The 22,032-nt window shown below is 63.8% G+C and carries 20 protein-coding genes; 12 read left to right on the top strand and 8 right to left on the bottom strand.

Going from position 1 to position 22,032, the window contains the following annotated elements:
- Positions 1-131: 131 nt before the first annotated feature.
- Together QLQ15_RS13480 and QLQ15_RS13475 are read right to left on the bottom strand one after the other, a co-directional pair.
- A complete protein-coding gene (locus QLQ15_RS13480; RefSeq protein ID WP_283213281.1) occupies positions 132-431 on the bottom strand; it encodes a hypothetical protein in 300 nt (99 codons plus the stop codon).
- Between the two features lie 129 nt (positions 432-560).
- A complete protein-coding gene (locus QLQ15_RS13475; protein WP_283213280.1) occupies positions 561-1,673 on the bottom strand; it encodes a WD40 repeat domain-containing protein in 1,113 nt (370 codons plus the stop codon).
- 278 nt (positions 1,674-1,951) lie between these two features.
- Here QLQ15_RS13475 and adhP point away from each other — a divergent pair, with 278 nt between their 5' ends.
- Both adhP and QLQ15_RS13465 read left to right on the top strand, forming a co-directional pair.
- The gene (adhP, locus tag QLQ15_RS13470) at positions 1,952-2,980 is read left to right on the top strand and encodes an alcohol dehydrogenase AdhP (RefSeq protein ID WP_283213279.1); all 1,029 of its coding nucleotides are present in this window, start codon (positions 1,952-1,954) and stop codon (positions 2,978-2,980) included.
- Positions 2,981-3,385: 405 nt separating this feature from the next.
- Positions 3,386-3,688, top strand: a complete 303-nt coding sequence (locus tag QLQ15_RS13465; protein WP_283213278.1) for a YciI family protein — start codon at positions 3,386-3,388, stop codon at positions 3,686-3,688.
- A 110-nt stretch (positions 3,689-3,798) separates the two neighbouring features.
- On the opposite strand, the gene QLQ15_RS13460 is transcribed toward QLQ15_RS13465, so the two are convergent.
- A complete protein-coding gene (locus QLQ15_RS13460; RefSeq protein WP_283213277.1) occupies positions 3,799-4,377 on the bottom strand; it encodes a DUF4136 domain-containing protein in 579 nt (192 codons plus the stop codon).
- Positions 4,378-4,794: 417 nt separating this feature from the next.
- Between QLQ15_RS13460 and QLQ15_RS13455 the strand changes: the two genes are divergently transcribed.
- A complete protein-coding gene (locus QLQ15_RS13455; protein WP_283213276.1) occupies positions 4,795-5,502 on the top strand; it encodes a DUF72 domain-containing protein in 708 nt (235 codons plus the stop codon).
- 9 nt (positions 5,503-5,511) lie between these two features.
- Positions 5,512-6,189 carry an alpha/beta hydrolase family protein gene (locus QLQ15_RS13450; protein WP_283213275.1) on the top strand — a complete coding sequence of 226 codons (678 nt, stop codon included), beginning with the start codon at positions 5,512-5,514 and terminating at the stop codon, positions 6,187-6,189.
- Between the two features lie 39 nt (positions 6,190-6,228).
- On the opposite strand, the gene QLQ15_RS13445 is transcribed toward QLQ15_RS13450, so the two are convergent.
- Positions 6,229-7,170, bottom strand: a complete 942-nt coding sequence (locus QLQ15_RS13445) for an alpha/beta fold hydrolase (RefSeq protein WP_283213274.1) — start codon at positions 7,168-7,170, stop codon at positions 6,229-6,231.
- 408 nt (positions 7,171-7,578) lie between these two features.
- Between QLQ15_RS13445 and QLQ15_RS13440 the strand changes: the two genes are divergently transcribed.
- The 8 genes from QLQ15_RS13440 to QLQ15_RS13405 all read left to right on the top strand — a co-directional run bounded on the left by QLQ15_RS13440 (position 7,579) and on the right by QLQ15_RS13405 (position 18,417).
- Entirely contained in the window at positions 7,579-8,259 is a 681-nt protein-coding gene (locus tag QLQ15_RS13440) for a hypothetical protein (protein WP_283213273.1), read from the top strand.
- The gene (locus QLQ15_RS13435; protein ID WP_283213272.1) at positions 8,256-8,867 is read left to right on the top strand and encodes a hypothetical protein; all 612 of its coding nucleotides are present in this window, start codon (positions 8,256-8,258) and stop codon (positions 8,865-8,867) included. The genes QLQ15_RS13440 and QLQ15_RS13435 overlap by 4 nt, the downstream gene beginning before the upstream one ends.
- A gap of 127 nt (positions 8,868-8,994) precedes the next feature.
- Positions 8,995-12,111, top strand: a complete 3,117-nt coding sequence (locus QLQ15_RS13430; RefSeq protein WP_283213271.1) for a hypothetical protein — start codon at positions 8,995-8,997, stop codon at positions 12,109-12,111.
- 58 nt (positions 12,112-12,169) lie between these two features.
- On the top strand, positions 12,170-14,833 hold the full coding sequence (locus QLQ15_RS13425; RefSeq protein ID WP_283213270.1) for a BAR domain-containing protein: 2,664 nt from the start codon (positions 12,170-12,172) through the stop codon (positions 14,831-14,833).
- Between the two features lie 88 nt (positions 14,834-14,921).
- Positions 14,922-16,397: a hypothetical protein gene (locus QLQ15_RS13420; RefSeq protein WP_283213269.1), complete on the top strand. Its 1,476-nt coding sequence runs from the start codon at positions 14,922-14,924 to the stop codon at positions 16,395-16,397.
- A gap of 29 nt (positions 16,398-16,426) precedes the next feature.
- On the top strand, positions 16,427-17,032 hold the full coding sequence (locus tag QLQ15_RS13415; RefSeq protein WP_283213268.1) for an N-acetylmuramidase family protein: 606 nt from the start codon (positions 16,427-16,429) through the stop codon (positions 17,030-17,032).
- A 506-nt stretch (positions 17,033-17,538) separates the two neighbouring features.
- Complete coding sequence (locus tag QLQ15_RS13410; protein ID WP_283213267.1) at positions 17,539-17,916, top strand: hypothetical protein; 378 nt, start codon at positions 17,539-17,541, stop codon at positions 17,914-17,916.
- A gap of 123 nt (positions 17,917-18,039) precedes the next feature.
- On the top strand, positions 18,040-18,417 hold the full coding sequence (locus QLQ15_RS13405; RefSeq protein ID WP_283213266.1) for a hypothetical protein: 378 nt from the start codon (positions 18,040-18,042) through the stop codon (positions 18,415-18,417).
- Positions 18,418-18,459: 42 nt separating this feature from the next.
- Here the strand turns inward: QLQ15_RS13405 and QLQ15_RS13400 are convergent, their stop codons facing one another.
- From QLQ15_RS13400 to QLQ15_RS13385, 4 genes are all read right to left on the bottom strand, one after another.
- The gene (locus tag QLQ15_RS13400; protein WP_283213265.1) at positions 18,460-18,690 is read right to left on the bottom strand and encodes a hypothetical protein; all 231 of its coding nucleotides are present in this window, start codon (positions 18,688-18,690) and stop codon (positions 18,460-18,462) included.
- Between the two features lie 1,394 nt (positions 18,691-20,084).
- Complete coding sequence (locus QLQ15_RS13395; protein WP_283213264.1) at positions 20,085-20,624, bottom strand: PH domain-containing protein; 540 nt, start codon at positions 20,622-20,624, stop codon at positions 20,085-20,087.
- A 216-nt stretch (positions 20,625-20,840) separates the two neighbouring features.
- Complete coding sequence (locus QLQ15_RS13390; protein ID WP_283213263.1) at positions 20,841-21,632, bottom strand: fimbrial protein; 792 nt, start codon at positions 21,630-21,632, stop codon at positions 20,841-20,843.
- On the bottom strand, positions 21,619-21,927 hold the full coding sequence (locus tag QLQ15_RS13385; RefSeq protein WP_283213262.1) for a hypothetical protein: 309 nt from the start codon (positions 21,925-21,927) through the stop codon (positions 21,619-21,621). Before QLQ15_RS13385 ends, QLQ15_RS13390 begins: the two co-directional genes overlap by 14 nt.
- Between the last annotated feature and the right edge of the window lie 105 nt (positions 21,928-22,032).

Raw genomic sequence — 22,032 nt, 5'->3', positions numbered from 1 at the left:
GCGACAACGCGCACTGGGGAGGACGACGGCGCGGAAGTATGCGGATCCTGGCGCAAGGGAATGTGAAGGGGCATGGGAGTCCGATCACCGCGGCATACGTTCAGTTATCCGCGAGTGTCCGGCCAGCGATGTCAGGTGAGCCACCCGATGGCAACCACCACCAGAATGATGAAGCCCGTCGCACACGAAGCAATGCGTTGCCAGGTTCTCGTAACGCGAAGGGTGGCCAGCGAGTAGGCCGAAAGCGGGACGAGGAAACACAGCGCCAGGAGCGCCGCCACGAGTGACCACGAGGCGGCTTGCCAGACGGCCATGCTGCCTGGAAATGCGATGAGGCACGCCGTCGCGATCAGCAGCACGCCGATGGCGCCAAGCGTGAGAGGGCTGGAGGCCAGGAATATCCGATTGGTGGTCATCGAGATCTCACGCATGGATGGCTGGATCAGGTCGTTCTACGCGTGCGCGCATTCTTCCAGCGCCGCGCGGAAGACGCGTGTGACGTTGGGCATGGATGCGCGTACCGGTAACTAGTCGGCCGTCTCGGCAAAGCGGGTGGGTCGCTATCGGTGCGTCGTGGACGCGGGGTTCGCTTCCTGCTGATCCAGATAGCGGATCTGCGTGGCTTCGCCGCTCTGCAGGATCACGCCGGTCCGGATTTCCGGCAGCAATACGGCAACCGGGTGCGTGGTGTTCGCCTTGTAGCGCCAGGCCACACCGCCGTTGAGATCGATGAGCTCGATCCTGCCTCGCCTGGATTCATTGCCGGCCAGCACCAGCCAGGGTTCGTCCGGCGTATACGACGCCCAGTGCACGGCCTCCAGGGTGAAGGGATAGGTGCGCTCGCGCCGCCATGTCTGCGTGTTCCATTGGACGATCTCCGCCTGCTGTCCCGCGATGATCGGCGGCTTGTCCCGGCGCATCCGCTTTGGCAACCAGTTCACCGTTACCAGCGATCTGCCTTCGTCGCGCAGCATGACCGCCAGTACGTCGGTGCGAGGTTCCATCCCATACGTTGTGGTTCTGCTGACGATCTGCAGTCTCGCGCCGTCTGCCGTGCTGGCCAGCTTCAGCAGTGCGAGCTCGCCGCTGCTGGTCCCCACGGCGATCAGTCCGGACTTCCTGTCCGAACCCAGCGCGGTAACCGATCCTTCGAACCGCAGTTCCTCGCCAACGACTGCGCGCCGTGCATGGCCGTACAGGCGCAGCGCGTCCGCGCTGGCGATCAGGTAGTAACCCTTCACCGGGCTGGCAGCCACCGGACCGCCGAGCCATTCGCCAGGCAATGCGATGAGCAGTTCGCCGCTTCGGGCGTCCCATACCTTCGGCATGCCCGCCGGATCCAGGTTCATCACGGTCGCTCCGGCCGACGCGGTCAGCACGATGCCGTCCTCACGGCCAATCGCGATGTGGTCGATGCGAATCGTGTGCGCCTGACGGGCAATGCGCGAATCGGTCTTGCGGGTGTCCCACAGTTCCAGCCGACCGCTGTCGCGCCCCACGGCCAGGACGTGCAGATGCGCGTCGTACGCGACCGCAGTCGCGCTGTCGTCCATGCGACGGTTCAGATCGACGAAATTCTGCGTGAAGCCGGCGCTGGCGGAGCGTGTGTTCCGATATGTCATGCCGCACGACAGGAGCGCGGCTATCGCGCCTGCCAGCAGAAGCGCGGCCATCCATTTCCATGCTGATCTCGCGTCCATGTGACCCTTCGATGGTGGTGTCGGCACTGCAGCGTCAACCGCGCTGCGTTCGGGTGCGTCGGGCGAACTGCCGGACCCGCTTCCCCGGGCCGTTCCAGCGGATTCTCCCCCGAATACCGTTGCCGGCGCACCTCGCGAGCAGGGGGCGATCAGTCCTGCCACGGATCGCACGCCGGTCGACGGCCGGTCGATGTCCTGCCCGCTGGATCGGCGTAATGTGGTGCCCCGACCTTTCCCCCGAGGATCGAACCGTGGACAGGACCATGAAGGCGGCGGTGGTGCGTGCGTTCGGACAGCCCCTGGTGATCGAGGAGGTTCCCGTGCCGCGCCCCGGGCCGGGCGACGTGCTGGTGAAGATCGAGGCGTGCGGCGTGTGCCACACCGACCTCCACGCGGCCGAAGGCGATTGGCCCGTGAAGCCCGCGCCGCCTTTCATCCCCGGCCATGAGGGCGTGGGCCATGTGGTCGCGGTCGGCAGCGGCGTCGGCCATCTCAAGGAGGGCGACCGTGTCGGGATTCCCTGGCTGCATTCGGCCTGCGGTTTCTGCGAACACTGCCTGGGTGGCTGGGAGACGCTGTGCGAGCAGCAACAGAACACCGGCTATTCGGTCAACGGCGGTTTTGCCCAGTACGCGCTGGCCAACGCCGGCTATGTCGGCCATCTGCCGAAGGACATTGGTTTCGTCGAGATCGCGCCGGTGCTGTGCGCCGGCGTCACTGTCTACAAGGGGCTGAAAGTGACGGACACCCGCCCCGGCGACTGGGTGGTGATTTCCGGCATTGGCGGCCTCGGCCACATGGCGGTGCAATACGCCAAGGCGATGGGGCTGAACGTGGCCGCGGTGGACGTGGACGACGACAAGCTCGAACTGGCGCGGCGCCTGGGTGCCACCGTCACCGTCAACGCAAGCACCACCGATCCGGCCGCGTTCCTGAAGCGCGAGATCGGCGGCGCGCATGGCGCGCTGGTCACTGCGGTATCGCCTAAGGCCTTCGAGCAGGCGCTGGGAATGTTGCGGCGTCGCGGCACGGTGTCGCTCGTGGGCCTGCCGCCGGGCAGCTTCCCGCTGGACATCTTCGGCATGGTGCTCAACGGCATCACGGTGCGCGGATCGATCGTGGGCACCCGGCTCGACCTGCAGGAATCGCTCGAGTTCGCCGCGCAAGGCAAGGTCGCCGCGACGGTTGCCCCCGACCGACTGGAGAACATCAACGGCATCTTCGATCGCATGCGCAAGGGCGAAATCGAGGGCCGCATCGTTCTCGACATGGCGGCATAGCAAGCTCTTTCGTTCGCTTCATTCGCCTTCGACGGATCGGCCGGAATGACAATGAAACGGAAGCTGTTGGCTGGGTTGCTTGCGGTGGTTGGCTCGTTCCTCGCCCTGATGGGCGCGTTGTCGGCTGGCACGGTCGTGGTTGGGGCAAGCTCCGTTCGTTTGTGGACGACGGACCATGCCTATTACCGCTTCGTCCCTGACGCATCTCCGTACGCGTTGCCAATAGGAGGCGGAAGCCTGATCGTCGGGCTGCTGTTGATGATTGCTTCGGTACGGCTTTGGCGAAGGTAGAGCTGGCGCGGCCAGGCAGCTCCGGCGACTGCAACACTCGATTCATGCGCACTGGCCATCGGGCACAGGAGACTGTCGATGAAGCGATACCTGATCTCGTTCGACGACGGATCCATGGTGATTCCCGAGGAGGATCTGCCCGCGGTCGGCGATGTCGCGCGTGCCGTCGTGCGCGAGGCGAAGGCGGCGGGGGTCTGGATCTTCGGCGGTGGCATCCTCAGTCAGCAGGCGAGCATCGTCGCCACCGATGGTTCGGTTTCCGACGGACCATTCCCGGAAACCAAGGCGGTCATCGGCGGCTTCTCGATCATCGAGGTGCCGACCCGGGATGAAGCCCTGATGTGGGCGGCGAGGTTCGCTTCGGCCTGTCGTTGCGCCCAGGAAGTGCGCGAGATCATGTACGACCCCGAATCCTGATCGCAATGCGACTGCTGCATTGCGACGACCGGATGCAGTGAACTCCACGCAGGCGCGCGGTCGTACGTATTGGCGGTCAGCGCAGGGCGTTCAGGCGCCCGATGCGCTGCTCACGGCATCTGCGCAACCACCGCAGGCGGGAACTGCGCGAACATGCGGTCGACGCTGGCCTGCATGGCCGTCGTCTGCGCGATCGGCGACTCGGGTACGGTGCCCATCGCCATGCCGCGCCAGAGTGGACGCTGCGTCTGCGCGTCGAACATGTCCAGTACCAGCGTGCCGTGCGTGTAGCTGCGCATGGTGGTCGTGGTGTTGAACCCGCCGCCCCAGCCCCAGCCGGGCCCACCCCAACAGCAACCGCCGCCGCGCCAGCCCCAGCCACCCCAACCCCACATCGGACCGCTGTTGAAGCTGTCCATCCGGTAGCGGGTTTCGGTGGCGACGCTGCCGACCAGGTTGACCTGTGGATTGGTGGATTGCGTCCAACCGCGTTCGCGCAACTTCGCGTCGACGGCGGCTACCAGGCGTTGCTGCATCAACGGCGAGAAACCCTGCGGCTTCTGCGTCCATTGATAGGTGCGGTACTGGCCGAAACTCACGCCGGGATCGTAGTCGGTGAACACGGCGGGTGTGGTGGCGCAGCCCCCGATCACCGCAATGGCGACGAGGGTCAAAAGTGAACGCTTCATGGCCGGCTCCCGCAGTGGCGGCAATGCGAGCATACGCCCGCGCGAGGGTGGCAAGCGTGAAACGCGACGGCACTTTCTGAACTATTCAGCCTGGGCGGAACCGGGCCGGGGCGGGTTTCCACGCCCCGTCCGGTCCGGGTTGCGCGTGTCGCCGCCAGGTGTCGACGGGGGAGGGGATGGGTGTCCTGCACCCGCCTGCCAGGGCGGCGCACCCGACGCGCGATCGGGCCGTACTTCGGCGGGGTTGGAGCGCGATGTCGGGGGGGCGAGTGGGCGAGTCCCATGTGCTTCGTGTCGTGCGTCCGAATCGATGTGTCGAGGAGAGTATCCTCGGCGCGAAGTCGCCTCCGTCCGCGACGATTTTCACTCAACGGACGGTACGACAGCGGTCGGTGCTCCCGGTTGAGGCGTCCGTACATGACTGCACGATTGCGAGTAGGTGCCAGTGGCTATTCCTACAAGGAATGGAAGGGCAGCTTCTATCCGGGCACCATCAAGCCCGACGCAATGCTGGCCTGGTACGCACAGCACCTGCCTACGGTGGAGATCAACAACACCTTCTACCAGATGCCGAAGGTGACGACGCTGGAACACTGGGCACAGGCGACCCCGGACGATTTCAGCTTCGCGATCAAGGCCTCGCGACGCATCACGCACGATGCACGCCTGAAGGCCGACGCGGCGGCCGATTCGGTCGCCTACCTGTACCGCAACCTGGAAACGCTGGGCGACAAGCGCGGCCCTGTGCTGTTCCAGTTTCCGCCGTTCCTGAAGAAGGACGTACCAAGATTGGTGGATTTTCTGCAGATTCTCCCATCCGGCCACCGCGCTGCATTCGAGTTTCGCCATGACAGCTGGTTCGATGAAGCCGTCTACGACGCACTGAAGGCCGCCGACGTGGCGTTGTGCCTGTCCGAGCGCGATGACGACGCGCCACCGCCGCTGGTGGAGACCGCCTCCTGGGGCTACGTTCGGCTGCGGCTGGAGTCCTACTCCGAAACCGACCTTGCGCTGTGGGCGAAACGGCTGCTGGACTCTTCATTGCAGAACATCCATGTCTACTTCATGCACGAGCCGACCGCGCCGGGTTACGCGCAGACGCTGATGCGCCTGGGTGCGCAGTAGAGGATGGGCATGTCGACGCATGAGCTTGGCATCGAAGTCGAAGCGGATGTGCGTGTGTCGGCGCTGCTGCAGGTGCCTGCGCAAGCGCGGGCCTGCTACGCGCTTGCGCATGGCGCAGGTGCGGGAATGGCGCACCCGTTCATGGCCGCTGTGGCCCAGGGCCTCAATGAACGTGGGATCGCCAGCCTGCGGTTCAATTTCCCCTACATGGAACGTGGATCACGACGTCCTGACGTTCCGCGGCTGGCGCACGCGACAGTGCGTGCGGCGGTCGCGGAGGCCAGCCGACGGCTGCCGGGGCTTGCGTTGTTTGCCGGCGGCAAGTCGTTCGGCGGCCGCATGACCTCGCAGGCGCAGGCACTGTCGCCGCTGCCGGGCGTGCGTGGTCTGGTGTTCCTCGGGTTCCCGCTGCATCCGGCCGGGAAGCCTTCCGATGAACGCGCCGCACATCTGCCGGATATCACCGTGCCGATGCTGTTCCTGCAGGGAACCCGCGACGAGCTGGCACAACTGGACTTGTTGCAGCCGCTGCCGGAGCGACTGGGCTCGCGAGCCACACTGCAGTTGTTCGAGCATGCCGACCATTCGTTCCACGTGCCGGCACGCTCTGGACGAACCGATTCGCAGGTGATGGACGAGATGCTCGAATGCATGGCTTCCTGGATCGATGCTTTGCTGAAGGATTGAGGTCGTACGTTCGATTGAAGCATCCGCCCTCGTTCCGCCTCAGTGTTTCGCGATGAACGGTACGATCAGATCGATCGCCTGATCAGGTTGTTCCTCCATGATCCAGTGTCCCGAGTTCTGGATGACGCCGCCCTCGACATTCGATGCGACGTACTCCAGCTCGGTCTTCATGGACGTGCCATACGATTTGTCGCCACCGATCGCCAGGACCGGAATGGTGATCTTCCCCGTTCTGGCGAACGTGGCCTTGTTCTCTTCGGCGTCGCGGGAGAACGCCTCGAACTGCCCACTGAATGCATTGTGGATGGCGTTGGGGCGGGCATAGAGTTCGGCGTAGTGCTGGCGCGTCTGTTCGTCGATACGGCTGGGGTCTCCGCCCAGATCGTTGTAGAAGCGATCGAGCAGGATTCGCTCGCGACCCGCCACCAGGCGCTCCACGTCGGGACCGCGGAAGTTGAAGTGCCACACTCTCGGGTTGACCAGTTGCGCTTCCCAGGTTCCCATGCCGGGGAGGGGCGCATCCATCACCACCCACGACGTGACGCGTTCCGGATAGTGCGTGGCGAGCGCGTATCCGACCATGTTGCCGATGTCATGCGTCACAAGCTGCGCCTTCTTGATCTTCAACTTATCGAGGATGCCGGCCAGATCACGTGCCTGCGCCGCTTTCTCGTAGCCGTCTTCGGGGTGCGACGAAAGCCCCATGCCGCGCAGGTCAGGCACGATCACCGTGTGGTCCTTGACGAGCCTGGCTGCGAGCGGCTCCCACATGTCGCCTGTGTCGCCAAAGCCATGAAGCAGGACCACGGCAGGTCCTTTTCCGCCAACGCGGACGTACTGCGTGCCTCCGCTCACCGCCATCTGGCTCTCGTGAAATCCGTCCGGGAACGGCCGTACCTCGGCAGCTGATTCAAGTGCGGGCATGGCCGCGATCAGCATTGCCACCATGAGCGTTCGTGCCATCGAGATCGGGCGATTCATGTCGGATGTCCTGTTGGGGGGCGCAGGAGACCCAGGGGCGGCGCCCGCGCAGACCAGAAAGCTGTATAGCGGTAACGGGATTGCGCGTGGTGATCGGCCACGGTTGACTCATGCCACCGTCGGCGGTGATCTCTGTGCCGATAGCGGATACAGCCCTCGGTCTCCAGAGGAGCTCGTACTCGACCGGTACGAACGACGCCACATAACGTATCGCCCGAGCGGTCGGCTCTAGTGCGCGATGCGTCGCGGTCAAACCCGCCAGCACGCTTCCAAGCCACACACATGCGTTCCTTCGGGAGTCGACGCCGGCATCGCACCTGCGAGCCGCGCGCGCCCCACGGTGGCTGGTCGTACAACGACGCGTCACCCGGATGGTGCTCAGGGACCATCTTCACAGGAGACGCATCGATGGAGCGATCGGTCATGGAGCGACAAGGGCAGCGCTCCCGTAAAGGAAGGCACTCGGAAGAGGAGATCGAAGCGGCGATTCTGGGCGTCCCGGACGAGTTTTCGCGCGAGTTGTTCTGCCTGGTCTTCAGGCCATGCGCCATGCGTACCAGCAGCAGAGACATCGAGAAGATGCTGCTTGCGCGTGTGCTCAAGGAGTGCAAGAACCGATCGATCGACCTCGTCGTCGCGCGACTCACGTACTCGATCTCGCAGATTGAGCTTGGATCCGTGCGAAACGCTTCACGAGCTGCCGGAGCACTGGAGCGGCAGCGGACGATTCTGGAGTTCGCGCAGACGCGCCGTTGGCCAAGTCCGCGCCTCGAATATCGGAATCTGACCTGGGGCGTCGTGTCGGAACTGATCGAGTGCCGCGCGTCGCTGGGACGCTGTGCATTTGAGGATCGCGTCCTGTCGCACGAGGACTGCATGCCTGCGGGAGGGCCCGTCATGCGATCGGAGTTGGCGCGAGCGCGAGCGCTTCGCATCACGTGGCACGCTTACCACAAGTCCTGGAAGGAACCGTACGAGTGGGCATTCGGCCATTGCTTCGATGCCTTGCGCGAAGCGAACCGGAAAGTGATTCGACGTCTTGGTGGCGCGGTTTCCGCGACTGAGGCAGCCGGCTGGAGAACGCCATGAACATGGCAACCGATGCCGGATGGCAACGAGCGCTGCTCCCGTTCATGACGCGTGCCATCGTCCTGGCCGGGCTTGCATTCTTCGTCAGCAGTTCCGTGCACGTGCTGATGATGCATTCCGACCTCAGGATGAAGCCCAGCGAGGTACGTCTGGAGCTTCCGCAGGGCAGATCGCGTCCGGGCGAGCCGATGCCCGAGGCCTGGGCCGGACTGCTTGCCCTCGAACATCAGGCGTTGCTGCACCGGCAACAGACGATCAATGCCGTGGTCCTCAGACAGACCTCGTTGCTGCACCTTGGATTCCTGACGGGGACGGTGCTGTGCCTGGTGGGCGCCGTGTTTGTCCTGGGACGCCTGCAAATGCCCGACTCGTCTTTCGAAGGCGAGGCACCGAAGTTGAAGTTCAGCTTGCGCACGGCATCGCCGGGCATCGTGCTCGCCCTGCTGGGTTCGGGTCTGATGTGCGCGACGCTGTACCACCGATTCCAGTTCAACCTTCCGCAGCACACCTCGTATGTGCTGCCGGCGTCGTACGCGTGCCCATCGAATGCTCCCGCCGCGACGCCATCCGACGACGGCGTGGGCACGGCGGCGGATGAGAAGCGCTGAGGGAACGGTTCGATCCGATTCGGAATTGCCGGGTACCAATCGCGCTTCCTATCTTCGTCGCCAACGCACGGACCACAACCGGATTCGTGCATCGCCCTTCGGGCGGACCAATGTGGATGGAGCGAACATGAATCTCGCCGACGCGGTCAATCCGTTCTTCCTGCAGCTGGACACGCCTCCCGTCAAGGATCCGGCTACACAGCTGATCACGACCGCGGGAAACACCGTCATCTATTCGGCCGTTGACGAGGTGACCATCGCTTCGACGTTGGCGCTGGCGCAGTACGCCACGGTCGTGGCCGACGAGAACGACCTGGTCGTCTACGGATTGGACGTGATCCTGGCGGGCGATCTGCTGCATCGCGATCGCGGACCTTCGGCCAGTCGCAACATCCGGATCCGCTGCCGGACCCTTACCGTTCTGGAGACCGCCGACAAGGTCACCACGATCGACGTCTCGGGCTATGTCGACGATCGCTGCGAAACGCACATCCTGCCCGACGTCAGCGTTGCGCTGTCCAGTGCCAGCCAGAAGGCGGGGGGCGGGGACGACATCGCCTATGCGCTCAACCACCGCAGCGATGCGAATCCGTGGAGCAACTGGTTTGCCACCGATCCCGGGGCGGGCTGGGCGGAGCAGGGTGCCCGTGGCGGCATCATCGACATCGCGTGCGAGACGCTGGTGCTGCATCAGAAACTCAATCTGATGGCCAATGGCGCGCGCGGCAACGCAGGCGTGGGCGGACAGAACGTGAAGAACTGGATACCCGGGCTCGTCGGCGGCGATGCGGGGCGCGGCGGGAGCGGCGGCGACGGCGGCACGGTGCGGCTGGTGTGCAATGCCGTGGTCGACAAGGACGGCAATAGTCTCAATCTGCTCGACTGGGTCGGCGCGCAGAGCGATGCAGGACCCGATGGAGATCCGGGCCTGCCGGGCGCGGCCTACGATCCCTCGCAGCAGAACAACCATTACGGTTCGTACGCGGAGCCGGTGCAGCCGGGACAGAGCAACGACACCATCCTGCTGGAGCCCGACGACCTGGTCGCGGCCGACGGCAGCGGGACGCAGGCAGTCGGCGACGTGTCCGCCGTCGCAGTGGGGTGCGACGCGCACTATTGGGCGCTGCTGTATCACCGCGTCAAGCTGGAGTACCTCAAGAACCAGCCGATGACGATGACCATGCCCAGCGCGATCGATCCGACCTGGGTCGCGCTGGGGGTGCTGATCAAGTGGAGCAACCGCTACTGCTACGCCTTCGGCGATGTCGGCGACGACCTGCGCGCGCAGTGCATCGCCGACGTCGCGGACGATCCGGAGCGGTCGGCGAAGGACAGCATCGCGCGCGCGCTCAAGCTCATGGATGCCTGGTACCTGTCGGGCAAAACGATGTGGGGGATGAGTGTCACCTCAGTTTCGCCCATGCCGCTGGACACGATCTTCAGTTACGTCGACCAGGACTTCGTGCACCAGAAGGACGTGCGGGACTACTACATCAAGCTGCGCTCCCAACTGTCCGATGCGATCAAGTCAAACGCGGACCTCGAGAACCTGAGGAACGCCGCCCAATACGCCGTAGACATGCACAAGAATGCAGTCGATGGTTTGAAGAAGATCCTGTTCGGTTCGACCGACAACAGCGGCGTGGATGCGGCCTCGATGCTCGGCGCGCTCAACGCCGCCGACTCGGACTGCAACACGGCCATCGCACGGCTGGGGCAGGACCTCGCCGGCCTGGATGACAAGGTCAACAGCGCCATCGGAATCGGCGTGGACGACGTCCTTTCATCGATCAAGAGCATGCTGTTCGTCGCCGGCGACCCGCCCGCGCTATTCGCGATGGGCGCCGCAGAAGGCTTCAGCCTTTACGAGAAGGCCAAGAACGACGTCACCGACGACACGGGAAACTCGATGGCCAAGGACGCGGTCATCACCCAGCTCCATCAGATGACGGGCAGCGTCGACGACCTGGCAAAGATGGTCAACGGCATGGTTCCGAACCAGGAAGTGGGCCGGCTCGACCAGGCCATCCTCACCTCGCTCGACAACATCGACGCCTACGTGTCGCGCTTCACCAAGGTTCTCGGTGATGCGGGAACGGACGTTCTCGATGAAGTCGCTGCGCTGCGCCAGAAGGTGAACTACAAGAATGACATCTGGATGGACTACAACGACAAGGTCTACCAGCTCGCCAAGGAGTGGGAGGACTATCAGGCGGCGCTGGCGAAGAAGCAGACGCTCGACGAAAGCACACAGCAGGAGCTGTCGGGCAACCTGGTCGATGCGGTGCAGATCTACACCGGTATGTACCTGGCCAATCTGGAACGGACCGCCGACCTGCGCGCGCAGATGTTGCGCAAGTTCGCGTACGTGACGCTGGACGATGACCTGCCAGACGACGATTTCGTCGGCAACATCTCCGCGTTCTGGTCGGCGGCGGACGCCACATCCGCGCAGGCGATGGCGGACCAGGCGGACGGGAACTGGGACATAGAGAAGAGTGCGGTCGTCGGCAGCGACGATTCAAGCAGCGTCCGCTACCGCCTGGCGCAGTACAACGCCGGCAGCCAGTCGATCGTGATCCAGGCGCCGGACGCGACCGCCGTGGACAAGAAGAGCACCTTCTACATCTCGGTGCGCGGCAATTCCGCGCCGCAGGACGCGGGAGTGCTCACCACGTTGCTGGCGCATCGCGCGGTATGGCTCCAGGTGGTGCAGCCGGCGACGTTCACGGGCCGCTACATCGATGCGGCCGGCGTCGCGTCCACCACCGCGCCGAAGATCCCGACCGGCGTGGCGGCCTATCCGCTGATCGCGGGCCGCGACTGGGACATCCGCATCACGCACGTCAACCCGTGGATCGAAGGTATCCAGACCGACAGCGGCACCGTGCAGTTCCACATCAAGCTGGGCACCAGCGCCTACATCGTCGACGCGAAGGTGCCGCCGAACGCGCGCTACTACGGCTACGAACAGAAGGCCATCAGCACGCAGTTCGCTCACTACACCGACATTTCGCTATCCGACCAGACCAACAACGGCATGGCCGGAGACGCGGCCGGCGAGGTCAGCGACGAGTACGTCGACAAACGCGGCATCTACGTGCCGTTCCAGCTGTCGATTCCGGATGGAGGCCTCAACACCGGTTTGCGTGCGGTCAAGGACGTGTCGCAGGTGAACCTCGACGTCCACTTCCGCGTGATCTTCCGCGCCTCGCTCGGTGCCGCACTGCTTTCGCGCCGTTAGCACTGGGACATCGTCGGCGCCGTATCCGCAAGACCAAGGACCCATCCAGGAGGAATCCATGGCACCGCAACTGACTTCCAGCGAGCAGGTCGCTCGCGCGCTCGTACTCCTGCACGGCAAGGACCCGATGTCGGCACTGGAGATGCTCAATGCAACGTCGCAGGCGGTCAACGACCTGTTCGACAACGAGCCAGACCCCTCGGACGATGAGGTCAACCAGGCGATCGACGATGCGATCCAGTCGCTGGGCTATGCGACGGATCAGGCCAGCCTCGGCGCCCAGTACGACCAGTTGCATGCGGCGCATGCCGGCGTCTGGGCCGGCAACTACGCGCTGCTCGACGAGCAGGATCACGTGCATGCGCTGCTGATCAACTCGACCGACATCAGCCTGCTGCTGGATGGCACCGACGAGGTGTTCCGCGGCCCGAGCGAGGGCGGAGCGTTCGCCAACGGACGGCTGGTGGTCGACAACGATCAGGTGGCGCTCGACATCGCGTTCGGGACGTCGGCGGACGGGGTCGACCTCACTGCAGCCGACACGGATCTTGAGGCGCTTGCCGAGCGTTTCCAGGTGACGGTCGACGGTGTTCTGACGATCAAGGCGCTGGACTCCGTACCGCGGAAACTCCAGGGAAAGCGCGGCGTCTCCACAGCGGCAGGCGTGCTTCACGATCGCGGCGAGGAGCCGCCGGCGATCTGGGCGGGTACCTATCAGCTGCGCTACACCGATACCGAGCTGTGGGAGCTGGCCGACGATCCGCTGGTGATCGCCTGCGATCCGGCGACGCAGCAGCTCTCCGTGAGCGTGGGCGCCCGCCAGGGCACGGACGTGTTCTATCGCGCCGGGGTGATTTCTTGCGCGCTGCCCGCAACGAAGGGCGACTCCACGCGCCTGACGATGGACATGCATTGCACCTCGGGCGGCAAACGCAAGTGCTACCTGTGGTTCGAAACGACGGGCCAGGTCCGCACGATGACGGGCTACGCCGACGCGCTTCTGGATGCGAGCGTGTTGTTGCCGACGAAGAAGGAATCGCCCGCGCCACGCAGGTCGTTGCGTGCGAATGCGGCACGGCCCGCCGCGTTCACGGCGACGCTCGGTGGATCGGTGGTCGACTTCTGTCGCACGCCTTACGACTCGACGTTCGACGTCGGCAAGCTCATCGCGGCCGCCAGTGATGCCGGACGCAAGACGCCGGCCGACCTGTTCGCTGGCGACTCGATCAAGCTGGGTGCGGGCGCCGGTGCACAGACCGTGTCCGGATTCCGCGTCGACGAGACCGACGCGCAGGGCAATGCCACCGGTCGCGTGGCGATGTTCACGTACACGCCGCCGGCCACCGAAACGCGCTTCTACCCGAAAGCGACGACGCTCAAGTCGTACCAGCAACTCGACACGGATGGCATTCCGCAGCTCGGACTGGCCAACGCCTGTGTCGGCGTACTCGACGCGAGCGCATACGAACTGCCGGGCCTTGTGGAAACCGACTTCTACGAAGTGCGCATGAGCCTGACGGCGTTCTCGGGCATCGACCCGGCGGGGTTGCGCCTGGATCTGGCGATCGACGACCCGCGCCAGCCGGGACTCATCGCGTTTGCGCAGCCGATCGATACCACCTGTCCGTACGACGGGGAGGGCGGCAACGGGCCGGATACCTCGGTGATGAGTGCCATCGGCGACTTCACCAAGGCATCGGCGCTGGTGCGTGGCACGACGGGCGAGACGCAGGTCGTCGGACACAAGAGCTACCACGTCAGCGCCCTGCCGAGGACGGATGCCAAGCGGCTCACGGTCACGCGCACGCTGTACGCGCCCAATGGCGACGGCAGCTTCACCGTGGTCGGCACGGGAACGCAGGTGGAGGTTCCGTTCCTGCTGCACGTTCCGATCGAAATGGACAGCCGTGACGCGCTCGAGATCGTCGGTGGGACCTGGATGCCCGCCGCGCGCGGAAAGCAGTACTCCGCGGCGATCACCGCAACGAGAGGGCAACAACCCTTCACGTGGCGGATCCTGCAGGACAGCAAGCCCGGGGGGCTGAACTGGAGCGAATCGCCGGTAGCTCCATCGCTCGATATCCAGAAGCCTGGACTCGTGACGTTGAAGTTGAGCGGCACTGTGGATAGCGGCACCGACCCGGGTAGCACCTTCCAGCCCATCGTGCGGGTGATGAGCGATCGCAGTTGCGTCATGAAACCGGCGATTGCGAGCCCGCAGCTCACCGTCGTCGAACCGGATACCGAGAACAAGCAGGCCGCCGAAGTGGCCAACGTGGTTTCGACCGTGGTGGCGGCGGTGGCGGCGATCGGGTCGATCCTGGTGGGCATCGTGATCTACAAGAAGCAGGTTGCCCGGGAGACGAAGAAGGAAGGTTCGGACAAGACCATCGAGCTGAGCAAGATGTCGGTCGATAGCCTGTCAGCCTACGGCAAAGATCTGAAGAAGATTGCCGCGGCGACGAAGGAAATCAAGGCGAACGCCGGATTCGTTTACAAGGTTGAGAACGCCATGAGCGGCATGGACGAGCAGATTGTGGGCTTAGAAAAGAAGGTGGAAGCTCTGAAGGAGATGCTCAAGAAGGCAGAAAAGCAGGCGGAGAAGACGAGACTCGAGGAAGAAGTGCGCATTGCCCAGGCAGATCTCCAGCAGAGCAGCAATGAAAAGAATGACCTGAAGGTGGAAAGAGATTCGATTAATGAGAACGACGAGAGCGAGTAGTACGTCCGCGTTGCGATCCAGACCCAGTCAGGAGGGCACCATGTATTCATTTCCACATGAAGCGGATCGGCTCGTCGATCGTCTCGCCGTGGCAATCGCTATCGCGATCGGCCTCGCCGTCGCGACCACGGGCGCGCAGGCCGCCACCATCTACGTCTCCACGCAAGGCAACGACACGGCCGACGGAACCACGGCCGGACATGCAGTCGCGACGTTGACACGCGGCCTCGCGCTCGCGACAGGCGGCGGAACGTTGCGCGTTTCCTCCGGCAGGTTCACCGGCGCAATGCTCGCGCCGCCGGAGAACGTGACCATCGAAGGCGGCTGGGACACGAAGTTCACCCAGCAGACGCTGCTCACCAGCAAGCAGATCGAAGTCCTCAAGGCCAGCGATGATCCCTGTGCGACGAAGACGGTCACCTGCATCGGTGCCGACGCGGATCGCGTGATGACGATCCGCAACAAGGGCGTCTCGTTGTCGCAGCTGGTGATCATCGGGCCGGATCGCAGCAAGACGACGGCGAGCAGCTCCTATGGCCTGGTGGTGGACGGCGTGCCCGCGACGCTCAAGTTCGTGGTGATCAAGGCCGGCGTTGCGGGCAACGGCGCCGACGGCGAAACCGGACAGACCGGCCAGGGCTTTTGCAGCGCGGGTGGCGGTGGCGGGTGGGCCGAGTCGAAGGACGGCAACGATGTCTGTGCGCAGCACAACGGCTCGCAGGGGCAGTCGCTCACCTTGAACGGGCGCACCGCGAACGGCGGTGGCGGCGGCGGCAGTGGCAACAGCAACTGTTCGATGTGGCCCAGCGCGAACAACGTGTCCGACGGCAATGCCGGGGGCACCGGCGATGCGGGCATCGAAGGGTCGCCGGCCGCGGCGGCGGCGTCGGGCAACGGCACGTTCTCCCGACGCGGACAGGATCTGCAATGGATCAGTCCGGCGTCGGCGCCGCACGGTGGCACCGGAAGCGCGGGCGGCGGCGGTGGCGGCGGCGGACCGGGCGGTTCCTGGAACATCGTCGGCTGGTGCCTGGTGGGATACCCGGCGATGGGCGGCTCGGGACACGCCGGCAATCGTGGCGGCTGCGGTGGCAACGGCGGCGAAAGCGGCGGCTTCGGAGGCGGCGCGTTCGCGATGGTGATCAACGCGGCGAAAGTCTCCGTGCAGGATGTCGCGCTGCTGGGTGGCACGGGTGGACGGGGCGGCAAGGGCGGCGAAGGCAACGTGGGCGCGGCAGGCGAAGTGAATGCGGCGAGCGGGCAGGGCGGACAGTCGCGCACGCTTTGCGGCACCAACGACAGCAGCGCGGGTCGCGGCGGATCGGGCGGATCGGGCGGCACTGGCGGTGGCGGTGGTGGTGGCGCGGGCGGCAACGGCGGGCCCGCGATCACGCTGGTGCGCCTGGGCACCGCTGAGATCGTCGAGGCCGGCGGCGTGTTCCGCACTGCGGGCGGTGCCGCCGGGAGCAGTGGAACGGGCGGCGGCGGAGCGAACTCGAAGACGGTCGCCCCTTCCGGCAACGAAGGCGTACATGCAAGCGATCTGACGCTGACGCTCAACTGAGAACCGGCGCCGCGGACGAGGAGACGGCAATGATCCGGGAGATCACCGAGCAGGCATGGAGCGCCTGTGCGCTGCGTCTGGCCGTGGACGAGGCCGCCCTGCGCGCCGTCGCCGAAGTGGAGTCCAGCGGCTCCGGTTTCCTGCCGCCCCCCTCGCAGCAGCCTAAGGTACGTTTCGAAGGTCACGTGTTTCATCGACTGACCGGAGGGCGCTTCGATACGACGGCTCCGCGGTTGAGCTATGCGCGCTGGGACCGGTCGAAGTACGCCGGCTCTTCGCTGGGAGAATGGCAGCGGCTCGAAGCGGCTGTTGCGCTCGATCGCGATGCTGCATTGAAGTCCGCCAGCTGGGGGGCATTCCAGTTGATGGGGTTCAACCACGCGATGTGCGGCTTTCCCGATGTCGAGCGCTTCGTGCAGGCGCACATGGCAGGCGGCGATGCGCAGCTGGCCGCATTCGCCAGTTTCGTTGACAGAGCGGTATTCCTCGATCCATTGCGCCGGCACGACTGGGCGAGCTTCGCGCGCGCATACAACGGGCCTGGGTACGCGGCCAATCAGTACGATCGGAAGCTGGCACATTCGTATGCTCGACACCATGTTCCGGGCAGTGGAACAAAAGGCACGATCGTCTGAATGATTGTTGCCAACGAGCACGGTAAAGCGAAGCCCATCCTTTCAAGCCGACTCCAAAACCTAGTGTCGCTGGACGTGGGGATTGCTTCGTCGACGACTCGCGTGTTCTGCATGGCCTCCGGCCACGATGGCCGGGACAGGACACAGGGCACATGATCGAACCGAACCGCTGCCGGATGATCGCGAAGGACGGCCAGTACGAGCCGTTCCTTGACGAAGTGCAGGGCCGGCGACGCCTGGACGAAGCCACCCAGCGCCGCCAACTTTTGGAGCGCGAGATACGAGGGGCAGGGGGTGTAGGGGGCGAGCCCCCCTACGGCTGTGGCCGCGGACGCGGCCGCTTCTTCACCCAGTGCAGCAATCAGCGCGCCACAGGTGAGTGGTTATGGCGACCTTGGAGCCCGAATGATCGAGACCGGCTCCCGCTGACCGATTGGTAGTTGCAGCCCCGTTGGCTGGCATCTAATGTCCGCTTTCGACCCATAGCGGACATTAGATGCATCTCGATGAAGCTCCTTATTGACTTCGATGTTGTCATTTACGGGATGGATGCCTACGGGCGAGTCCAAGGCCATATCGAGATTGAACGTATGCCTTCAGCGGGAGAAGAGATTGCCTTCCTCGGCGAAGGCAAGGTTCTTCCTTCTCACCTAGCAGATCGCATTCGACCGGAGTATGTCCGCGATATGAAGCGCGCTTTGGCCGGCTTGCGCGATGATTTCAATAGCCGCCTGAAAGTGACGCATGTGGTGGGCGACCCCGGCCAGCCTTCGATCATGTTGGAGACTGTTTGTATGGATAGCGAGAAGGACGCGAAGGATCTGCATCAATGGTTGTCATCGAACACAGCGCTCGATGTTTTGGCATGGAAAGAGCTCCTATAGCTTCGAGCGTCCGCTTATGGCCGATAGCGGACGTTCGGCAGAACTGAGGCGCCGACGGCTGGCAATGTCGGCTTTCGACCCTAGGCGGACATTCGAGGGCGCGGTAGCTCGCCATATCACGGAATGGATCCGCACCAAGCACCGCAGGGGGAAATGGTGTCGCCGAAAAATCATGGATGCCTTGGCCTTCTTCTCGTCTTCGCGATCAGTCTGGCCGGATGCGCGAGCACTCCGGCTGCGCCGCGGTCCGAACCTGGCGCGTCGAGATCGGAAGATCTCGGCGAGATTACGTACCACGACGACAACTTGGACGGCTTCGTCGATCTTGAGATGCATGACTTTGGATGCTGCGATCGCAATTGGGCGCTCGTCGATTCCGATTTCGACGGCATTTTTGATCTGCGCGTGCAGTGGGGCTACAGCTTGACCACCGAGCCCATCGAGCGGCCAGTTCCTCACTTCGTTGCGATCTCGCCCAAGAGCTCAGGCTGGATGCGCTGAACGTCCGCTTCTGGCCGATAGCGGACATTGGTCGGGGTCGGATCAGGACGCGGCAATCCCGCGATGCACCTTGACCGTGGGTCGGTTGGCGGCTCGCCGGGCTTCCTCGGCGGCACGGCGGCTGGCGTAGCCTTTGAGGCGGAGCTCCATCTTGTCGCGCCACATGAGGCCACGCAGCCGTTCAAGGCTCATACGCTGGCCGTCGGCGGAAACGAGATGACGGCCTCGCAGCCGCCATTCGTACCGATCACCGTCAAAGTCGAAATCCGTCATGCGGGCGCTCCCGGGGGAATGAGGCGTTCGCCTCGATATCGGCCGGGAGCAGGGGCGCTGTTGTAGGGAAACGCCGCGCCAGTGTCCGCGCCCCTAGTTGATGCCACATAGCAAATTCAATTAAATCATTTACTTATGTAAACACGCCTCGCAAAACTCGGCTAAAGCTCTGGATTGCGACACGAACTAAGGTCAAACCCGAGCTTCTCGCCAAGAACTAGGAATAGGCATGGCATGCGCCCTGAACACGGTCATGCTCCGCCCAGGCCGCCCGCTGGGTTTTCGCGAGCGCGAAAGAGCCGTCGCCTAAAGTGGCCGAACTGTCCTCGGTGGGGCTGGCAGCGCGTACCTGAACACCTGCTGCAGACGCTAGCTAGACAGCTTCGTCGCACGCCGCCTGCACCTTCTGCTGGGCAACTCCTAACGAGAGCTCCGCGCTCACCGCGTCGATTGCGCTCCGAAGGTCGCTCTCAGTCGTTCCTAGAGATTGTCCTCTGAGCTTCTCGGCATGCTCCATCAATCCAGGAAGTTGCAGAAGCCATGCGTCATGAAACGCCTTTGGGTTCGGATGTGTACGTATCAGGGCTTGCCACAATGCTCTCTCGATGTGAAAGCGAAGGGCGATGGGCACGAACAGTTCTTCCGAGTTATCCAAGTTCATCTCCGTTCCAGTGCAATCACTGAGAGAGGCGGCGAGTGAAAGCGCCTGCACGTCGTTGCAAAGATTGATAACAGGCAGAAGGCTCCATCAGCATTTGAACACTCATGGTAAGTCCGGTCAGTCGGAGTGCCTGGGCCCCGCATCGTAGACCGCAAGGGACTGGCTCGAGAATCCGAAAAGTTGTAGGCGCTGAGAATGGTCGAAATTGCGCCGAATCAAGAAGTTCGCCCTTCCATGTGTCGAAGATAACCATTAGGGGAGCACGTGGACGTCGCGACTCGTTGGACCATAGCCACAAACTCCAGTGGTGGCCAAATGTTGGCGCGACGTCCCCGTCGCTTTGAATCAACCCGCTAGTTCTTCTGGTCGGCGCGGTCTGCAATTCGGGTATGTCAAAGCTGCGGTGGGTGGGATCTGATTTGACCAGGTGGTGATAACACCGCGTCGCCTGTCCATGATTCTCAAGGTGCGCACCGATCACCGATGGCGGGCGATGCGAGGAATGCTGCTTTCGGCGTCCTCAGCCGAGCACGGGGGCCTAGCATCGTCCGCCGTCGCCACGCATTGAGTGGGACCCTTTCGGCGGGCGGGATGGAGGCTTCAGCTGGCGCTCGTTACCCGATTCCGAGTGACCAGGAACACACCGCCCGCCGATTCTTGCGCTGCCCTTTGGTGGGCGGTGCGGTGACTCCGGTCCAGAGTCCGGTTCCCCAACACCGCACCGCCCGCCGCCTCAGTGCCGGTGATTGGCGAGCAAGCGCTCTCGCTGTTCTTCGAGCTGGGCATCCGTAATCAGGCCTCTTTTGTGAAGCCGTCCGATTCGTTCTAGCTTGCTGATCAAGTCGTTGGCGGGATCGGGCTGCGCGAAAGGAGCAATCGGGTTGCTCAGGTGCTCGTAGGCCCAGCGCACAACATCGACCAACCACTTGGCGGCGTCTTTGTTGACGTGCGTGATGATGACCTCGCTTCCATTCACCACCAGAGTGACCGCCCCACTCACTCGACCAATGGCATAGGTCGCCGAGCTGATGCTATTCAGCGGAATCTCCTTGACCTTGAGGCCGACGAAGATGCCCTTGTATAGCAAGATGATGCGCGTACCAGTGCACACGATCATCCAGGTCGCGTTGTCGACGAAGCCTCGTGCGCAGGCGTAGATCCTCTCATCGGGCGAAAGCACCTGCGGCAGGTACCTGGCTTCCTTGCCGAAGCCAGTGTGGTTGAAGGTGTGGAACTCGGCGAGCTGTTCTCGTACCTCTTCAAACGTAGGCATGAACTGATTCTCCTGGCCGTGGCGCGCGTGCCCGCGATGGCGACTACCCTTGGAGTCTGCGAGCAGCGGTCGGTCCCGCTTCTGATGCGAATCAAGTTTGGAATGACATCGTCGTAACATCGCAGATGCGTTTACCGGGTTGCTGACAAGCCTCGACGACAGGCATAGTCGCCACCCGACCTTGGCTGGCAGAACCGGCCGAACGCCTTGCCCTGGCTAGTCGGTGAACACCCGCAGCGTTCCGCTGGCGCTGAATTTCCCGGGCTTCACGTCGCTCGCGGACGTTCCACCGCTCCGCACGGGATAGCTCAGCAACTTCATCGTGGCGCCTCCACTTTGACCGGCGTCGTACAGGCGAACTTGCGAGGCGCTGGTGGCGGTGCCAGGCACGAGCGTCTGAGGTGCGCTGCCACGGCTATCGACAGCTTCGACCATCACCCCCACATTCGGATTTGAGCTCTGAAGTGCATTCGTCGAGCCAGCCTTGGTCCCGACCAGGCCAATTCGGTAGGTTGGATTCGCGACCCCGCCCGTCCCGGTGCAAACGTAATGCAGCGGGTACTCGTGCTTCTGGTATTCATTGGGCAGGCTGCCGAGGCGGGTCATCGCGAGCGCCTCGACGGCGGGCAGCGTGATGTTGATCGCTTGTCCCTTGTTGAGAGTGCACACAAGCGCCGGCACCTGGGCGGATGGTGGTGTTCCAACGCCCGACGCGAGGGACGATGCCATGACTGCGCCGGTAGCCGTGCAACTGGTCGCTGTCGACCACGTCCCACCCGACTTGACTTGCGCGGACCGGTGCAGCGAGCCACCGAAGGTGCCGAATGTGCCGCTCGTCGTGGTTGATGCGACCTTGCGTATTTCGAAGTAGACGATGGTCTTCAGATCGTAGGTGCCCGCCTTCGATAAGGTCATCACCGAGCGAGCCTGCGTAGACGGTGTGCCGTACTCTCCGTTGGCCAACATCACGGAAAGTCCGTAGCCCTGGGCGCCGCTATAGAACGCCATTGCGTTCGCGTCGGGTCGCCAGCTGGCGCTGGCCCCCCCAATGCGTCTCGAATGCAACGTCCTCCGCCGTGCTGCCCGTCTTCGTCAGCTTGTAGGTGTACTCCACGATGGCGATGTTAACGGGCTGATTGACGGCGACATCCCAGTTGAGACCGGTCTGTCGCCATGCTTGAACAATGCGCTCGGTAGGAAGTCCCGTCACGCATGAGACCGCCGCTTCTGCCCGCCGCACGAAGGTAAGGCCGGAGGCGAGGCATGCGAGGACGATGATGCGTTGAGTTGCAGTGAAAGGCATGGGGCGGTGCGCGCAGCTGACAGATTAGAAAGTTGATCACGGACCGCCACGAAACGTCTTTGAAGAATCTTGTAAAACCGGGCTCTTCGTGATCGCTGATTCAGC

It is taken from the genome of Lysobacter stagni, assembly GCF_030053425.1.
Taxonomy (GTDB): Bacteria; Pseudomonadota; Gammaproteobacteria; order Xanthomonadales; family Xanthomonadaceae; genus Lysobacter_J; species Lysobacter_J stagni.
The sequence above is the reverse complement of the archived record's forward strand: the minus strand, read 5'-3'. Positions and strand labels throughout refer to the sequence as shown.